General features: G+C 37.4%; 17 protein-coding genes. 2 read left to right on the forward strand and 15 right to left on the reverse strand.

Annotation, left to right across the window (positions count from 1 at the left end; translation table 11 throughout):
* Positions 1-52: 52 nt before the first annotated feature.
* From NSQ95_RS17230 to NSQ95_RS17245, 4 genes are all read right to left on the reverse strand, one after another.
* Positions 53-844, reverse strand: a complete 792-nt coding sequence (locus NSQ95_RS17230; RefSeq protein ID WP_169361373.1) for an AraC family transcriptional regulator — start codon at positions 842-844, stop codon at positions 53-55.
* A gap of 103 nt (positions 845-947) precedes the next feature.
* On the reverse strand, positions 948-1,847 hold the full coding sequence (locus NSQ95_RS17235; protein ID WP_342559999.1) for a diacylglycerol kinase family protein: 900 nt from the start codon (positions 1,845-1,847) through the stop codon (positions 948-950).
* 262 nt (positions 1,848-2,109) lie between these two features.
* Entirely contained in the window at positions 2,110-2,421 is a 312-nt protein-coding gene (locus NSQ95_RS17240) for a hypothetical protein (protein WP_340881757.1), read from the reverse strand.
* Positions 2,422-2,483: 62 nt separating this feature from the next.
* Positions 2,484-2,930 carry a GNAT family N-acetyltransferase gene (locus NSQ95_RS17245; protein ID WP_340881756.1) on the reverse strand — a complete coding sequence of 149 codons (447 nt, stop codon included), beginning with the start codon at positions 2,928-2,930 and terminating at the stop codon, positions 2,484-2,486.
* A gap of 107 nt (positions 2,931-3,037) precedes the next feature.
* On the opposite strand from NSQ95_RS17245, the gene NSQ95_RS17250 reads away from it, so the two are divergent.
* Complete coding sequence (locus tag NSQ95_RS17250; RefSeq protein ID WP_340881753.1) at positions 3,038-3,529, forward strand: GNAT family N-acetyltransferase; 492 nt, start codon at positions 3,038-3,040, stop codon at positions 3,527-3,529.
* Between the two features lie 12 nt (positions 3,530-3,541).
* Here NSQ95_RS17250 and NSQ95_RS17255 read toward each other — a convergent pair whose 3' ends face one another.
* The 7 genes from NSQ95_RS17255 to NSQ95_RS17285 all read right to left on the reverse strand — a co-directional run bounded on the left by NSQ95_RS17255 (position 3,542) and on the right by NSQ95_RS17285 (position 9,245).
* On the reverse strand, positions 3,542-4,009 hold the full coding sequence (locus NSQ95_RS17255) for a DUF4064 domain-containing protein (RefSeq protein ID WP_340881751.1): 468 nt from the start codon (positions 4,007-4,009) through the stop codon (positions 3,542-3,544).
* Positions 4,010-4,327: 318 nt separating this feature from the next.
* A complete protein-coding gene (locus NSQ95_RS17260) occupies positions 4,328-4,633 on the reverse strand; it encodes a GNAT family N-acetyltransferase (RefSeq protein ID WP_251553354.1) in 306 nt (101 codons plus the stop codon).
* A 10-nt stretch (positions 4,634-4,643) separates the two neighbouring features.
* Entirely contained in the window at positions 4,644-5,612 is a 969-nt protein-coding gene (locus NSQ95_RS17265; protein ID WP_342560000.1) for a ring-cleaving dioxygenase, read from the reverse strand.
* A 248-nt stretch (positions 5,613-5,860) separates the two neighbouring features.
* A complete protein-coding gene (locus NSQ95_RS17270; RefSeq protein ID WP_340881748.1) occupies positions 5,861-6,778 on the reverse strand; it encodes a DUF1002 domain-containing protein in 918 nt (305 codons plus the stop codon).
* 102 nt (positions 6,779-6,880) lie between these two features.
* A complete protein-coding gene (locus NSQ95_RS17275; protein WP_340881747.1) occupies positions 6,881-7,741 on the reverse strand; it encodes a S1-like domain-containing RNA-binding protein in 861 nt (286 codons plus the stop codon).
* A 239-nt stretch (positions 7,742-7,980) separates the two neighbouring features.
* Positions 7,981-8,400, reverse strand: coding sequence for a transcriptional regulator MntR (gene mntR, locus NSQ95_RS17280; protein ID WP_169361364.1), 420 nt, complete (start codon positions 8,398-8,400; stop codon positions 7,981-7,983).
* Between the two features lie 578 nt (positions 8,401-8,978).
* Positions 8,979-9,245 carry a late competence development ComFB family protein gene (locus NSQ95_RS17285; protein WP_340881746.1) on the reverse strand — a complete coding sequence of 89 codons (267 nt, stop codon included), beginning with the start codon at positions 9,243-9,245 and terminating at the stop codon, positions 8,979-8,981.
* 116 nt (positions 9,246-9,361) lie between these two features.
* Here NSQ95_RS17285 and NSQ95_RS17290 point away from each other — a divergent pair, with 116 nt between their 5' ends.
* Positions 9,362-9,517 carry a lmo0937 family membrane protein gene (locus tag NSQ95_RS17290; RefSeq protein WP_169361363.1) on the forward strand — a complete coding sequence of 52 codons (156 nt, stop codon included), beginning with the start codon at positions 9,362-9,364 and terminating at the stop codon, positions 9,515-9,517.
* Positions 9,518-9,544: 27 nt separating this feature from the next.
* Here the strand turns inward: NSQ95_RS17290 and NSQ95_RS17295 are convergent, their stop codons facing one another.
* The 4 genes from NSQ95_RS17295 to NSQ95_RS17310 all read right to left on the reverse strand — a co-directional run bounded on the left by NSQ95_RS17295 (position 9,545) and on the right by NSQ95_RS17310 (position 16,213).
* On the reverse strand, positions 9,545-10,654 hold the full coding sequence (locus NSQ95_RS17295) for a GNAT family N-acetyltransferase (RefSeq protein WP_340881745.1): 1,110 nt from the start codon (positions 10,652-10,654) through the stop codon (positions 9,545-9,547).
* 172 nt (positions 10,655-10,826) lie between these two features.
* Positions 10,827-12,953 carry a heavy metal translocating P-type ATPase gene (locus NSQ95_RS17300; protein ID WP_340881743.1) on the reverse strand — a complete coding sequence of 709 codons (2,127 nt, stop codon included), beginning with the start codon at positions 12,951-12,953 and terminating at the stop codon, positions 10,827-10,829.
* Entirely contained in the window at positions 12,950-13,309 is a 360-nt protein-coding gene (locus NSQ95_RS17305) for a metalloregulator ArsR/SmtB family transcription factor (protein ID WP_340881741.1), read from the reverse strand. The genes NSQ95_RS17300 and NSQ95_RS17305 overlap by 4 nt, the downstream gene beginning before the upstream one ends.
* A gap of 546 nt (positions 13,310-13,855) precedes the next feature.
* On the reverse strand, positions 13,856-16,213 hold the full coding sequence (locus NSQ95_RS17310; RefSeq protein WP_340881739.1) for a penicillin acylase family protein: 2,358 nt from the start codon (positions 16,211-16,213) through the stop codon (positions 13,856-13,858).
* Positions 16,214-16,246: the final 33 nt, after the last annotated feature.

The raw sequence follows: 16,246 nt of genomic DNA on the forward strand, positions 1-16,246 counted from the left end.
CTCGAGTATACCCTCTATGAAGCTATTTTTCAAATATTACTTAGACAAACCTTTAATAAGTTTTGGGCTCTTTTGGAAAATTATACTTAAAATTAGGATGTTCTTGATGGTCTCTAAACTGCTTAGGAGTAAGACTCGTGTATTTTTTGAAGATACGCGTGAAATAGCTCTGATTACAAAAGTGGAATGAATTAGAGATTTCTGATATTGATTTGTTTGTATGCCGTAAAAAGTATTGGCACTCTTCTACCTTTCTAATATTTAAGTATTCTACCAAGGTTACTCCAGTATGTTCTCTAAAAATTCTAGAGAGATGGCTGGTACTAATATTAAATTGTTTGGCGATATCTTCTACTGTTAGATTTGTTTCAATTTCATCATTAATATAAAGAATTACCTTATTTACTGTCTGGTGCCCAAAGGAAGGTTTTTTCCTCTCAGTAATTACCATAACAAAGAATTCTACTAGCTCATCTGCACACTGCAAAAACTGTGCATCACTCATCTTCGTATCTATAATTTCCACGCTAGCATTATTAAAGGCCATTACCTTATCAAGCGGAACCTGGCTCTCATACAACTTTCTAGCCATTACAGCGGATAATTGTATGTAATAGTACTTTACATTTTGAATCATTTGCTTGTTATTAGTAGCGATAATTAAGTCAATGATTTCTCTTAATACCTTTTTCGCTCTCTCAATTTCAAAAGAATACATATCTAAGAATAGTTTCTTTTCTAATTCAAAAAATTTATCAAGACCTTCTACTCTATTAGTAATACCCATTTCTTTGGCATAGGCTTTTGTGAAGTAATCTAAGAATATTTTTTCTGTATTATCCATAAGTACCTCATCTTTCCAGTCAATTTTATAGTCCATTTGTACCTATCTTTAAAATAGGGATGTAGAATCATTTTATAACATTTTATAGTAAAAAACTAGACTTTTAATTGCTTTCTGTTTTTTTAGGTAAAAGCATTTCCAAATGCCTAGGAAGAATGTGTATATCAAGAGGAGTACAGTCTCCTTGATCACCATCTACGTTGCAAAATAATGGGCGATTCGATTCTATTCGGAGCTCCTCGGTAGTAAAAGTCTCTACTCCCTCATCCTTCCCTAGTGTTCCTAGCATTACTTTTGTTCCCATGCGCGCGATTGCCGCTAATCCTGCTTGTTTTATGATAAAGACATGCATTTTCCCATCATCAATTTTAGCAGATTTAACCAAGTTCTCAAATCCACCTACAGAATTGGTTAGGGCAACTAAAACTAATATAGATGTCCCTTTCCATGAACCGTGATCATGGGTAATTGTCATCTCTACCTCTTCATTGGAGATGATTGCCTTTGCCCCAGCCATTAAGTATGCCATAGATCCATACCTCGTTTTTTGTTCCACAGGAGTATCTGCCACACTACTAGCAATATCCCCTATTGCCACTACATTAACAAAGTACTTATCACCGATTCTTCCTACGTCAACTTGTTCCGTATTGGTCATCTTAAGTGCTTCTATTGCAATGTCTGGTTCAAGCGGAATGCCAAGAGCCCTTGCAAAATCATTCACTGTACCGAGGGGGACAAAAGAGAATAAAGGTCGGTCTTCTCGTTCAGCAAGACCATTCACTACCTCGCTTATCGTTCCGTCTCCACCCATGGCTAACAAAAAGTCCATTTTTTCAGTACAAGCCATTTCCGCAAAATGTGTAGCATCATCCTGTTTTTGTGTTTCTTTTACCGTCACATCAAAACCTAAATTCGTTAATACTTCAATTGCTCTATCTTTAAATTGTTTTGCTTCTTCTCGCCCAGCAGAAGGATTATAAATTAACATTGCCCTTTTCATTTTTTGCTTCCTCCTTTAAAATATACTCGTTTCTTTTTCGTACCCTAAATATCCTATCTTGAAACTGCGGCAGTGATAGATAAATGCTAATTCAACCAAAGGAACAATATAGAAATGAGAAATTCCTTTGTGGAGAAACCAGATAGAACCTAAGTACCATTATTCACCATATAAATTTTAAAGGTATTTTTTAGAAATTATACAGTAATATCTATATATGTAAAATAAAAAAGGCACCTATTAGGCACCTTTTTTTCAAAGTTTATTTATCTTCTGGTTTTATATCCTTGTCAGAAACTGAGTTTGGAGTAGCTTCAGCTTCTTCCTCATTGTAATACTGGACGCTTGTCATGGCTCCCTCGTTCACCATATTATTATCTTCTTCATGGTAAGGATTAGGATTTCCTGTTTCTTCCTCATTCGTGCCTTGCTTTTGAGCTTCCATGAAAGAATTTACTTTATCTTTCGTATTATTAAATGCTTCCATTGCCTTATCACGATTTTCTTTTTTCCGGAAATAGGCATAAGCCCCAGCTGCAAGTCCCGCCAATAAGAGTGATCTATTTTTCGCCATATTTATTACCTCCTATATATTTATAAGATGTGTATACCCTAATAAGTACAATATAACACTTATTAATTTTTTGACCTAATCATATATACATGAGGTATACCATCCTCATCAAATTCATCACTAATTGTTTGAAAACCTACGGATTGATAAAAATGTTGTAAGTGACTTTGAGCGCATAGCTTTATACACGGAACGTTCCAAGAAGTTTCAATTATGTTTATAGCTTTTTGCATAAGCACCCGTGCGTAACCTTTTCCTCTTGCCTGTTCCCTAACAATTACCCTTCCAATAGAGCATTCGTCATACTTGAGACCTGCAGGTAGAATACGACAATAAGCAAGAATTTCGTTATTTTCTTTAAGATAAAGATGAAGAGCTTGTTGATCACAGTCGTCTAGTTCTGGATATGGACAGTTTTGCTCAACAACAAAAACCTCTACACGAAGTTTTAGTATTTCATAAAGATTATGAGTATCTAATTCACTAAATTTCTTTAACTCCCAGGACATGTTTGCCTCCTATGTAAAAATGTTTATTTTCAATTTTTTTCTTTTTACTTATAGAAGATTGATAGAAATTTTGTTATGCTTACAAAAAGCTAAAAGAGGTGTTTCAAATGATAAGGGCGACTACGTTAAAAGATATTCCTACTATACAACAGATCGCACAGGTCAGTTGGAATGATACTTATAAAGATATAATACCAGAAAACATTCAGAAAATATTTTTAGAAAAAGCTTATTCTCCGATGATGATAGCCAAGCGTATAGAAAAAACAATTTTTTTAATTGCTGAATATAAAGGTGAAGCTGTAGGCTTTGCTAACTTTACTTATGTAGACGAAGATGGTGATGCCGAGCTTACAGCGATCTACGTACTCCCAGAGTTTCAAAAAATGGGATACGGGAGGAAGCTGTTAGAGGCTGGCGTTAACCATATGTCCGTCGGAAAACAATTATTTGTTTATGTAGAAAGCAAAAATGAACCTGCTCGTATTTTTTACGAACACTTTGGCTTTGAATGTCTCGAGGAGTTTGATGAATACTTTGAAGGCCATCCATTGTCTACAGCAAAATATTTATTTCCATTAAAAACACCGGCTTATTAAGCCGGTGTTTTTTTAATATGTTTGTTCAGTAGTATATTCTTCTTCAAATTTAACTGGTGGCTTTCGAACAAAACACATAATTGCAGCTACGTATAAAATGATAGATGTTAAGGAAATAATTCCTGCAAAAACTCCACCTAATATAAACATGATACCTGCTAGCTTTGGTTTTTTGTTTTTAGAAACAAATACGATTCCTAAAATGTTAAAGATTAAACTGATTACGAATACAACTACTGCTGCCCAGCCAAGAACTCCAAATAAGTCTACAAACATCTCAGCAAAACCTAAAGCTTGTTCAGCTTCTTCAGCAGTTAGTTGTGGATCATTAAAAATTTCTTGTTCTAAAGCACTTGAAAATTCCTCGTCTTCAAATGCTGTACTGCCGTTAATGACAAGTAAAGAAACTAGTATGATTGCAATTACATTAAAAACTGCTCCGATAATTCCTAATACTACTTCTCCTGTTCTTGAAATCATTTTTCTACCCCCTATTATTAATTGACATAGCTATTGTACGAAAGCAATTTAAAAAAGTTTCATTTAATCATCAATTTCCCTGAGTTATTTTTAATAAACCTGTTTCAGTCTGCAAAAAACGGGTATTTTATTATTAACACCAAATAGAAAGGAAGATTAACATGGAAAAGAAATTGATCTTTAATCAAACAGACTTCTTATATACATTGGCAGGTGCATCCGCATTAACTGGTATTCTAGTGCTATTCACATCCATTTAATTACTAAAACGTAAAAGGCAATCCACTTTAAACTAAGTTAAAAGAGGATTGCCTTTTATTATGCCTTTAAGTCGTCGTATTCATCAGATTTAGCAAATGCATCTACTACGTATGAGCAAACAGGCTCCATTTTCAAATCGTTTTCTCGTGCATAGGAAGCGGCGTTATCTAATAGTTTTTTTGCAATTCCTTGGCCTCTAAGCTTACTTGAAACGAAAGTATGGTCCATAACCATCACGTCTCCTAGCAGGGTCCACGTAATTTCACCAAGTCTTTCCCCATCTTCTATTACTTGATAGGCAAATACATCATTGCCAAGTTCTTTATATTGAAAATCCATTATCACACACTCCTTTTTATGAATCTTAACACAACTATTTATTAATTGACAACGGACGTAACTTTGCCTCAATTTCTTTACGTCGTGGCTCTAAGAAAGGAGGTAAGGCCAATTTTTCACCTAGCATTTCCTGCTTTTCATCTGTATCAAATCCAGGTTCATCTGTAGAAAGCTCAAACAAGATTCCGTTAGGCTCTCTAAAGTAGATTGCTTTAAAATAATGCCGATCTACAAGGCCCGAGGTTGTATAGCCTTTTGCTCGAAGGAGCTCTTCCCATTTAGGGTAATCATCCATATGAGGAATACGAAATGCCACATGATGAACACTCCCTCTTCCTGGTCTCTCTCTTGGTAAATCTTCTCTTGTTTCAATATGAACTTCTCCTGCTGGACCACCTTTTCCTACAGAGTACACTTGAATATCAGGTGCATCGGTAATAGCAGAGGGGTAAGAACCAATTAAAGTGAATCCTAATATCTGCTCTAAAACTTTCTTTGTAGGCTCTGGATTTTTTAAAGTAAGTGTAACCGGACCTAAGCCTACTATAGCATTTTCTCCACTTATCTCTTCCTTTATCCATGGCTCCCCAAATGGAATTCCATTGCCGTCATCTACAACTAGTCTCATCCTTGATCCTTCAAAATCCTCAAAATATAGAGTTTTTCTACCAAACATTTCGGAAATTTCATCATGAGGAACTTCAAGATCATGTAATCTCTTTTTCCAAAATTGCAAAGCTGCCTCACTTTTTACACGAAGCCCCGTGTTACTAATGCTTGACACTCCAGGATATGTTCTCCCTGCCATTGGTATGTCAAAATACGTCATATCCGTTCCAGGAGTCCCTACTGCATCAGCATAAAACAAATGATACGATGATGGATTATCCTGGTTTACACTTTTTTTAACCAAACGCATCCCCAATATCCTTGTAAAAAAATCATGATTTTTACTTATATCGGCGCTTATAGCAGAAACATGGTGAATTCCAGCCAATTTCATATGATGACCTCCATTTATCTCGAATTCGAGATATTTATAATACCTATTTTATCAAATACAATTTTTTAATGCAAATTTCTAACTTATTTGTGGTAAGAGGATGAGACATAACTAATAGATAAATTAAAAGACGTGAAATCAGCAAATTGATTTCACGTCTTTAATTCTTTTAAAGGTAACTGATTTCTAATTAAAAATTTCTCTATTCTTATTGTTTAGAGAGGAGCCGGCGACTCCTGGGGTTCCATTTAACTAAAAACGGAACGAATAGAATCGATTAGATTATTGAAAAAGTCTTTTACACTTTGCCAAAATCCTTCGTTATCTTTTATTTGATTAAACTTCTCTTCAATAGTTTTACTAAAGTCATTTAACTGATCTGACCATTTACTAAAATCGATGTCCAACTGACGTATACGGTCCATCAGGTCAATTAACAATTGGCGATCTTTATCTGATAGCTCAATCTTCAATTTGGAAAGCTGTTCCGAAACTATTTTCTCTACTTCTTCACGAGAGGCAGGGTTTTGCTCAGCAATTTGCTTTTTAATTTCTGTTAAAAGCTCTGTAACCTCTTCTTCGTTTACTCCAGCATCCTTAGAAAGAATCGTTGCCACTGATAACTCTTCATTTGCTACATCTGTCCGTTCTGGGTCTAGCTCTCCCCCAGTAACTTCATAGGCTTTGTAAATACCAACTAGAGCAGAATGTCCTGTTACCGGCTTTGGAGCTGCAATATCTACCACCGCATCCTCAATTCCTGCTGTAAGCATTGCATTAGCATACATATCAGCAGTTACTTCTGTAATATCATCAGGTGTCACTATGTTAATAACAAGACCTGAACCTGAATTTTTTCTAGTTATTTTTGCAGATGAGAACATTCTTGCTGAGGCATCACCATCTTTTAAATAGGTGGCTAAATCTTTTCCTGTCACAACAATTTCTTGTACATCTGATTTATCTGTAATTTTTAAGCTTTCTCTTACACTTTTCTTTTGGTCGTCAGTCAGGTTTCCTCCGTATACAACAATCGGTGCACCAAATTTTTCATTGACTACTTCGGTTCCTGTTTCTCCATTTGTATCTGCCAACGCTACATTGGAATTGGCTAAAACTCCTACAACAAGAAAAATAGCTAACCATACTTGTACCACTTTTTTCATTCCCCTAAAACCCCTTTCTCTTGGTTGGTACTATCATTAGTACGTAAAAAGGAGTAAAAAGTTCCGATAATTATCGATGCTTTTCCTCCTTATTATCTAATCCTATTGCTTCAATTCAGTCCAACCGTCCTGTTGAATAATTTTCTTTTCTTTCATTAGTTTACCTAGGGCACGTTTAAAGGCTGCCTTACTCATCGAAAACATTTCTTTAATTTCCTCAGGTGATGATTTATCCGTAAACGGCATTTTACCACCAACATCATTTAAATAACGATAGATTGACTCTGCATCGTCACCTAAACGCTCATGCTTTCTAGGCAATAATGATCCATTTAGCGAGCCGTCGTCCTTAGTATCAATGATACGAACAGTTAGGTCTTGTCCTAATCTTGGTTCTTCTACACGTTCAGATTCATGAACAAAAACGCGATAGTTTTCCGGGACACTTAGCAAAAATGTGCCTACAGGTAGGAGTCGATATGGTCTAGCTTGCAGGTTGCTATTTAAAAGAGTTGTTGGTGCATCAATGTACAACTCCTCTACTCGATCTTCTGTTGCCAATCGACCAAAAAGCTCCCCTTCTCTATCCGTACGTAGGGTCATATAGAGATGATCTCCTTGAGCAGGCCATAACTCTTTTATTTTAGGTAGATCCTCAGCCTTTACCTGAACCTCTTTTGAAGTGCCGATATCGACGAATGCACCTTCTTTATCTGAAACCTTAATCACTCTTGCCCAGCCATATGTCCCTTTTTGAATGGAAGGTAGCTGAGTAGTTGCAGATAGATTACCTCTTCTATCCACAAATAGGAAAACCTCAAGTGTATCATCCTCTTTGAGTTCTTCTGGCGCCTCCGAAGCATTTAAAGCTATTTCCGTGTCTTTATGCTGAAGAATCCATTTGGATCCTTCCTTGGATTTTACTTGTAATTTTAAAATTTCACCTGATAATAATTCTGTCAAAGTTACCGCTCTCCTTCTGACCATACTTTTTGGTTGGTCTTTACCTACTATTTATAAATCTATAGTTTTGTTTTCTCCGTAAAATTAGAGTGTTCTCCTATTTCGGAGATTTAGTGTAGCTTACTTATATTCTTTTCCAAATATATGATTTGAATTCGCTTAATTTGTGAGTTTATGTACCTTTTCTAATTCCCTTATAACCTATTCAATTGTAAGATAAACTTTTATAGTCATTACATTTAGTCGTTTAAGTCTCTTCTTAGCTCTAGTAGCTTTGTTTGAATAGAAGTATCGTCTTCTAATATAAGAACTAAGTCTGAAATTCGGTCTATAGAGTTCCAGCTTAAATGATGTTCGATTCCTTCTACGTCTGCATAAATATTCTCTTCTTCTACACCGATTAAACGTAAAAAATCCTCTAACAACTCATGACGCTTTACTAGCTTTTTTCCTAGTTTCATCCCTTTGTTTGTTAGAGTAAGTCCACGATATTTTTCATATATTAAAAATCCATCTTTATCTAATTTCTGAACCATTTTGGTTACCGAAGATGGCAGTACTGATAATGCTTCTGCAATGTCAGACACACGAGCATAACCCTTCTGTTCAATAAGTATATAAATTTGTTCTATATGGTCTTCCATGCTTGGTGTTGGCATATTAATCTTCCTTTCATCCGTTCTTACTTATTTTACTACAATAGGCCGGCCTTCTCAATTTAAGTTAGGGTCTTACCTTTTTAAGTAGGCTAGGTTAAAGGCTAGGGTTGATTTATGATGTGCTCTAAATCGGCAAGGCAAGTAGAATTGATTTTCGCGCCAACCGGACGCTTTCCGCGGGGTGAGCGATAAGCCATCACCCATCGCTTGCGCGCGTGGTTGTGATGTCTTATCTGTCTCACACATCCCGCAGGAGTCGCCGTCTGGCGCTCCAATCAATAAATGGAGAACGGCTTTAATTTATATAGTTCTATTTATAAATCATTCGTATAAACAAAGCCGTAAAAATGACTCCAACACACTTCAAAAATTTTTTATAAATAGTCATTTAAATTGTACAGAAGGAATCAAAAGAAATGTTTAGTTAAAATCAACCAATAACTTTAACATAGCTTTTAAGTAATTAAAATTACTACCGTTAGTATAGCTAGTCCACTTCTTTTATTATACTCTCACATAGAATTACTCAATCCTCGCACTAAAGTATAAAAGAACCTTATCGTAAGACAAGGCTCTTTTTATCTATGAGGATATTTTCCAACGACATGAATAGAATGGATAATTCTTTTATTAATCCACTCTAAGTTTTCTAATGTATTCATCCGTTCAAAAACAGCCTTTCTCCCTTTTTCAGTCGTTACATAATGGGTCGGAAGTGTATTTAAGCTTAATGCAATAATGTCTAATTCACATTGAGGACACTTACAAAACGTTTGATATTCTGACCCTCTCATCAATACTCTCACAAGGCTCTGAACGATTTCTTCCATAACGTTTGTTAACAATTCTATCCTTCTTTCATTATTCAAAAATTATTATTTATGTTTAACCTGTAATACCTCGGGGTATCTAATTAATAATAACACGTATTAATAATTTTAAGAAGAAAGGATGACTTATAATGGGTAGAATTTTATGGGGCATTGTCGTAGTACTTATTGTGCTATGGTTGTTAGGCCTACTTTTAGACTTTGGTGGAGGATTAATCCATACGCTGTTAATTATTGCAGGTATTATTTTTGTAATTCAACTTGTCACTGGTAGACGAGCCGTCTGACAAAAGGGGTTGCCATTAGGCAACCCCTTATCTTTTTGTCTTTGCATAAATACAAGTATCTCTTAATCTCTTACCATCAGCAGATAAGGAATCATGGTGAAGAGTCCCTTCTAGTGTGTAATTTAATCTTTCAGCAACTGAACGACTTCTTACATTTTCACTGTCACAACGGATTTCAACTCGATTAGCTTTTAACTCCTCAAAGGCAAACGTAGTAATACGTTCAACTGCTTCAGTCATCAAGCCCTTACCTTCAAATTTACTATCTATCCAATAGCCAATCTCAAACTTTCTAACATCCCAATCAATTCGATGAAGTCCAGAACATCCGACGAATTCTCCTGTTTCTTTTAAAAACAAATGCAGCCGAAGATCCTTGCGAGTGATAAAATCTGCTACTGCCTGACGAAGATTTTGAACTCTTTGCTCAAGCGACTCCTTTTCTTGTGCCCAAGGCATCCAGTCCTTTAATGCATGCTGAGAAGCTAGCACTGCTTTTTGAACTGCCTCTGCATCCGCGACTTTAGGTGCTCGGATGATTAATCTTTCCGTATAAAATTCTTTTGGGAAGACCAATTCTTCTTTTACCTTTTCGATAATATGAAAGTCATCGTCCCACTTTACTGGAGTCGAAGTTCCTTTTATAAAATCGTCTCTCGTCATTCCGTATGTAACTGCATCGTAGTACGATCCTTCTTTAGGTGAAAACCATGCTTGACGCAGCTGTGCTTCTTTAACAAAGCCTGCACGCTCAAACGTTTTTCTCATGGCAAAATTGTCTTGGCGCGTATGACCCTCTAAGCGAATTTTCCCTTCTGGAAGATTAAATACATATTCAGTAATCTTTTTTAAAGCAAGTGGCCCATATCCTCTTCCTCTGGCTTCATCCGCTATTCTTAAGTCAAAAAGAGGAATTTCATCCTGTAAATCATAGATTTTTACAATTCCAACTTTTTCATCTTGATCATTCTCCACCCAAAAAGTTTTTACTTCATCAGATTGATATCCACCCTCTTCAATCGTCTTTTCAATCAACTCTCGTACAGGATGAGAATTCCCATGATATGGCCATGTGTTCGTTGTCATAAAATGTATCAGTTGCTCTTGCTCTTCCATCGTCCATTCTGTAAGCTTCATTGATAACCCTCCAAACCTAGTGATAATATATCTCGTCCTCTTTTTAGTTAAAACAATAATGAAAGTTATATGCTTTGATAAAAATAAAATAGAATTGATTTTCGGTCTCGGCGGACGCTTTCCGCTGAGAGAGCGATAAGCGAGCACCGAAGATCCTGTTTGCACTGTCTTATTATTTCTGTGTTTCTTCAAGCTCTTTTCCATTGCTAAACTTATTTAATAATCGTAAAGAGTTTAAGACTACTAGCAATGTAGCCCCCATATCTGCAAATATGGCAATCCATAGCGTTAACCAACCAGGAATAATAAGAAGAAGAGCTATAATCTTTAACCCTAATGCAAACATAATATTTTCTTTAATAATATGCAATGCTTTTCTACTCAAGCTAATAGTATAAGGTAATTTTTCTAAGTCATCGGCCATTAGCGCAACGTCCGCCGTCTCCAATGCTGCGTCCGTTCCTGCTCCTCCCATAGCTATGCCGACATTGGCAGCAGCTAGTGCTGGGGAGTCATTAACTCCATCTCCAATCATAGCAACTGCTCCGTACTTTTCTTTTAATCTCTCAATAGCAATTAGTTTTTGATCAGGCATTAATCCTGCTTTCACATCGGTTATCCCTAGTTGAGCAGCAATAGCATTTGCCGTATTTGGATCGTCACCAGTCAGCATAACAGTATGCTTTATCCCAATATCCTTTAAATTTTGTAACACCTTACTGCTAGTAGAACGTATTGGGTCTGCAATGGCAACGAAGCCTCTATAGACCCCTTCCTCTGTTGCAAGGATTACCGTATTTCCTTCGATTTGAAGTTTCTCAACCTTTCGGAGAGCATCCTCTGAAATTAAACTTATCGTTTTTATCCAAGCAACGCTACCTACTGACCATTTTATACCATTTACGACTGCTTCCGCACCTTTCCCTGTTATCGATTTAAATTCGTCCACTTCAATTGGATGGATACTGTTATTAGCACCATACTCCACAATAGCTTTAGCTAGTGGGTGTTGAGAGTACGCTTCAATAGACATTATATTTTGGATAAAATCCTTTGAAGAAGCTGCTTCTACATATGTTACTTCTGGATAGCCTTTTGTCAGAGTACCCGTTTTATCAAATGCGATTGCCTCGATTCGTCCAATTTCCTCTAGATGAACCCCACCCTTTATCAGCACACCATGCTTTGCCGCATTTCCAATCGCTGTAACAATCGCGACTGGCGTTGATACTACTAAGGCACAAGGACAGCCTACAACTAAAACAGCAAGACCTTGGTAAATCCACAGCTTCCAGTCACCACCTAGAAGTGGAGGAATAATCGCCACCAAAAATGCGATTCCAATTATCGCAGGGGTGTAGTACTTTGCAAACTTATCTACAAAACGTTGAGAAGGGGCTTTTTCCGCTTGCGCTTCTTCCACTAAATGAATAATTTTGGCTATGGTGGTATCTTCTACACGTTTCGTTACTTCGATTTCTAGTGAGCCCTCTTCATTTAGCGTACCTGCAAAAACATCTTCCCCTTTTGTTTTAACTACAGGAACAGACTCCCCAGTAATGGATGCCTGGTTTACTGTTGAGCTTCCTTTTAATACAATCCCGTCCATTGCAATTTTTTGTCCGGGCTTCACGATTAGCACGTCACCAATTTGTATAAACTCGGTATCTAATTCGATTAACTCATTGTTCCTACGTACAATTGCTGTCGGTGGAGCGATATCGATTAATTCACTAATCGATTGCCTAGCCTTATTCATGGAATATGCCTCTAAAGCTTCACTTAATGCAAATAAGAAGACAACAACCGCTCCCTCGCGCCATTCTCCAATGATGGCAGCACCAATTATTGCAATTGTCATTAGTGTCTTCATATCAAAGTAAAAGCGTGTTAAGTTGATAAACCCTCCCTTAAATAAGTTAAATCCACCGATTGCGATGGATAATACAAATAAGGAAAGAGCTACAGGATGAGATTCCTCATAAACAAAAGAAGCAATGACTCCTCCTATTAAAAATATTAAAGATATCAATGTTACAACGTTCTCTTTGCGTTTTAAAAAAGGGATCTTTTCTAGTTTTCGTTGCGAAACAGGTACAATCTTGATGCCATCAAAGGCACCTGCCTTTTCTATTTCCTCGACAGTTACGTCGCCTATGACAGAAACTTTAGCTGCTCCAAAGTTAACGGTTGCTTCCTGTACAGTTGGAAGACTTTTTATATTATTTTCAAACTTCCTCGCACAATTGGCGCAAGATAAGTTTTCTAAACGATATTCCTTTTTTTCTACGTTATTCATGTTTCCACCTCTTCTATAGAATGCTCATATGCAATCTTAACAAGCTCATTAACATGATGATCTGCTAAAGAGTAATAAACGAGTTTTCCCTTACGTCGAGACTTCGCTAAAGACAAGTCCTTAAGAAAACGAAGATGATGGGATGCAGTTGCCACTGATGAGCCAATTATTTCGCTTACGTCACAAACACATAACTCCTCTTCAACCGTTAAAGCATAGGCAATTTTAAGCCTTGTTTCGTCCGCTAATGCTTTAAAGAGCATGACTAGCTTTGTTAAATCTGGAATCTGTTGTTTTACCTCTTCTACTATTGTTTCATTTACTTTTGTTACTTCACATACATCCTTCGACTGCATTTGAGCACCTCATTCAAATAGTTGTTTGATTGTTCCTCTATTATATGTTCGGACAATTCTAAAATCAACCATCATTCAAATATATATTTGAATGATGGTTGATTTTTGTTCCACAATGACAAACAAGAAAAGCGCAACCGCCTATCCCTGCCCCGACAGGCAAATGGAGAAAAGCGAGGAGGCAGTTCCTCAGCCACCGGAGCTTTTATCCATTTGACCCCGAGGGGCAAGGCGGTGGAGCTAGACATCAAGAAAAGCGCAACCGCCTATCTTTGCCCCGACAGGCAAATGGGGAAATGCGAGGAGGCAGTTCCTCAGCCACCGGAGCTTTTATCCATTTGACCCCGAGGGGCAAGGCGGTGGAGCTAGACATCAATTTATCCACAGGTTTAGAACTTTATAGTTTCCTAAACAACCAAAAAGGCACTTTTTGTTCAAATTGAACAAAAGTGCCTTCTAATTGTCTGGATAACCACATACGCTCGAGTTTCCAAACCCTTAATAAAATTACTAGATTTCATTTAACGACGTTCTTACTTCATTTCTTTAATCTGCCTTTAATATTAATTCAAAGCCATCCTTTATGTCGCCGTTAATCACCGTAGTGTGGTAATCACCATTCGCCCAATCTCTTACCTGGCTATGGTACCACTCTGATTTAATGTGTCCACTTTGTCCAGGCCCCACAATGTGATAGGCCTTTGAGAGATCAGCTAAATCAGCTACAAATCTCCAGGATGCACCGTGATCCACGCTTCCGTCTTCTTTATAACCTGCTGCTTGAACGGTAATGTTAGATCCACCTATCGGTACTGGTTCAGGGTTTAAAAAGTAGCCAAGTATAGGAGAGGCTCCTGAAATTGGATGATCAAACGTTAATTGATGATAGTCTCCCCATTTCCATTTGGCTTCGTTTTTCCCAAAATCGTCTTCAGTTTCTTTTATGGCGATTGTAAACGAATCGTAGACCCACTTATCTACGCCACCGTACTCCTCTAACCAAGCACTTGCTTCGCTTTTATACCCTTTTCGTAATAATTGATCTGAAATATTGCCCTTTCCAGGTAACATGGCATAAACGTCCTCAGGCATTTGCTCCTTAAACATTGTTTTTGGAAGCTGCTTCATCCATTTATGAAAAACTAATGGTGCTGACTGATCTTTATCATCCACTTGATCCCATTTCTTTAACACATTTAGAACATCATTATATTGACCATCGCTATCTTGCTTTTCTACCGACTCTACCATGGAAGCTAAAAATTCACGCGCATATAAATTTTTTTGATCCATCTGTAGTGTCATCATATCTTCCTTAGTTAGCTCACTTTTACTTGCCAACACTTCAGCAATTCTTTCGTAACGGTAAGATTGCGCCCAAAAATCAGTTATATGGTATAAATATGACTCATCGACAACCTCATTATTTGCTGTTGCAATAAAACCTTCTTCAGGGTTAACAACCTTAGGCAGTTCTGTATAAGGTACATAACCAGTCCAGCCAAATTCGTTAGAATCACCCGGAACCGGAAGCTGTCCATCACCTGTTTTACGGACCGGTATCCTACCATTCGCTTTATAAGCGATTGTCCCATCCTTTGCGGCAAATACAAAGTTTTGCGCTGGAGCATGAAAATCCTCTAAAGCACTCTCAAACTCCTCCCAATTAGAGGACTTATTCATTTTTAATATAGCCTGTAATTCTAAAGTAGGCTCTAACGCTGTCCACTGCATAGAAAATAATGCAGAAGGATCCTCTTCCTTGAAAAGCACATCAGAAATAATTGGTCCATGGCGTGTCACCAACACCTCAAATGGCACGTCCTCTTCTCCCTTTACTTTGATATTCGTTTTACGAATAGCTGCCTGCTCCCATTTACCCTCATACATAAATTTCGTACGATCATCTGGGTTTGGTGTTTCAATATATAAGTCCTGTACATCGGGCCCAACATTAGTTACTCCCCATGCCACTTCTTCGTTATGTCCTAAAATAATACCAGGTATTCCGGCGAATATTACACCACTTACATTTTGACTCGGTGACTCTAAATGCATTTGATACCAAATCGATGGGGTGCTTAGACCCAAATGTGGATCATCTGCCAGAAGCGGCATTCCACTAGCAGTCTTTTCTCCACTAACAACCCAGTTATTACTTCCATTAAACTCATTAGGTAGTATAGCTGCATCAAATCTGCCACTAACAGCAACTGGATTACTTAAATTCGCCTCAATAATAGAAGGTGCATCCTCTGGATAAGTGATAAATAGTTCTTCCACCTTTTCTTGCTCAAACTCATTAATTGCCCAATGTCGAAGTGCTAGGCTTGACCAATTTCCACCTAAATCATATGCCATAAATTTACCGACAGCCAAAGAGTCAATTGGAGACCACTCTCTAGGTTCATAGCCTAATAGTTTAAATTCATAACTGAGCTTTCCCTCTTCTATAGCATAATCAATGAATTCATTTACCCCTTCTGTATACCACTTCAAAACCTGCTTTGCTTCGTCACTATAGCCGGCGTAGGATTTCTCAGCTGCATCTCGAAGGCTAAAGGTTAAAAAGAACTTATCTGTATCTAACGCCCCTTTACCAACTACCTCCGCTAGCTGACCGCTCGCCTGCCTCCTAGCTAAATCCATCTGAAATAAACGATCCTGTGCTTGCACAAATCCTTGAGCACGATAAAGATCTTCGTCACTCTGAGCTTTAATATGAGGTACCCCGTCCTGATCCCGTACAACCTGAACGTCTTCATTCAATACTTTTACTGCCAGCTCTCCTCGAATAATAGGCTTAGTGTTAGACAAAAAAACGTTTAAGCCTACTACAACCACAATTACAATAGCCACTAGTATTCCTAATACCCAAAGAAGTACCTTCCTGCCTCTCTTCAAATAATTACCCCCTTTGTATTTCTATGTCATAAT

The sequence above is a fragment of the Psychrobacillus sp. FSL W7-1457 genome (assembly GCF_038593405.1).
In the GTDB taxonomy this organism is placed as follows: Bacteria; Bacillota; Bacilli; order Bacillales_A; family Planococcaceae; genus Psychrobacillus.

What these genes read in the sequence shown, in the direction of transcription:
- NSQ95_RS17230 (WP_169361373.1), bottom strand. Translation starts at nt 844, where the DNA reads ATGGATAATACAGAAAAAATATTCTTAGATTACTTCACAAAAGCCTAT.
- NSQ95_RS17235 (WP_342559999.1), bottom strand. Translation starts at nt 1,847, where the DNA reads ATGAAAAGGGCAATGTTAATTTATAATCCTTCTGCTGGGCGAGAAGAA.
- NSQ95_RS17240 (WP_340881757.1), bottom strand. Translation starts at nt 2,421, where the DNA reads ATGGCGAAAAATAGATCACTCTTATTGGCGGGACTTGCAGCTGGGGCT.
- NSQ95_RS17245 (WP_340881756.1), bottom strand. Translation starts at nt 2,930, where the DNA reads ATGTCCTGGGAGTTAAAGAAATTTAGTGAATTAGATACTCATAATCTT.
- NSQ95_RS17250 (WP_340881753.1), top strand. Translation starts at nt 3,038, where the DNA reads ATGATAAGGGCGACTACGTTAAAAGATATTCCTACTATACAACAGATC.
- NSQ95_RS17255 (WP_340881751.1), bottom strand. Translation starts at nt 4,009, where the DNA reads ATGATTTCAAGAACAGGAGAAGTAGTATTAGGAATTATCGGAGCAGTT.
- NSQ95_RS17265 (WP_342560000.1), bottom strand. Translation starts at nt 5,612, where the DNA reads ATGAAATTGGCTGGAATTCACCATGTTTCTGCTATAAGCGCCGATATA.
- NSQ95_RS17270 (WP_340881748.1), bottom strand. Translation starts at nt 6,778, where the DNA reads ATGAAAAAAGTGGTACAAGTATGGTTAGCTATTTTTCTTGTTGTAGGA.
- mntR (WP_169361364.1), bottom strand. Translation starts at nt 8,400, where the DNA reads ATGCCAACACCAAGCATGGAAGACCATATAGAACAAATTTATATACTT.
- NSQ95_RS17290 (WP_169361363.1), top strand. Translation starts at nt 9,362, where the DNA reads ATGGGTAGAATTTTATGGGGCATTGTCGTAGTACTTATTGTGCTATGG.
- NSQ95_RS17295 (WP_340881745.1), bottom strand. Translation starts at nt 10,654, where the DNA reads ATGAAGCTTACAGAATGGACGATGGAAGAGCAAGAGCAACTGATACAT.
- NSQ95_RS17300 (WP_340881743.1), bottom strand. Translation starts at nt 12,953, where the DNA reads ATGAATAACGTAGAAAAAAAGGAATATCGTTTAGAAAACTTATCTTGC.
- NSQ95_RS17305 (WP_340881741.1), bottom strand. Translation starts at nt 13,309, where the DNA reads ATGCAGTCGAAGGATGTATGTGAAGTAACAAAAGTAAATGAAACAATA.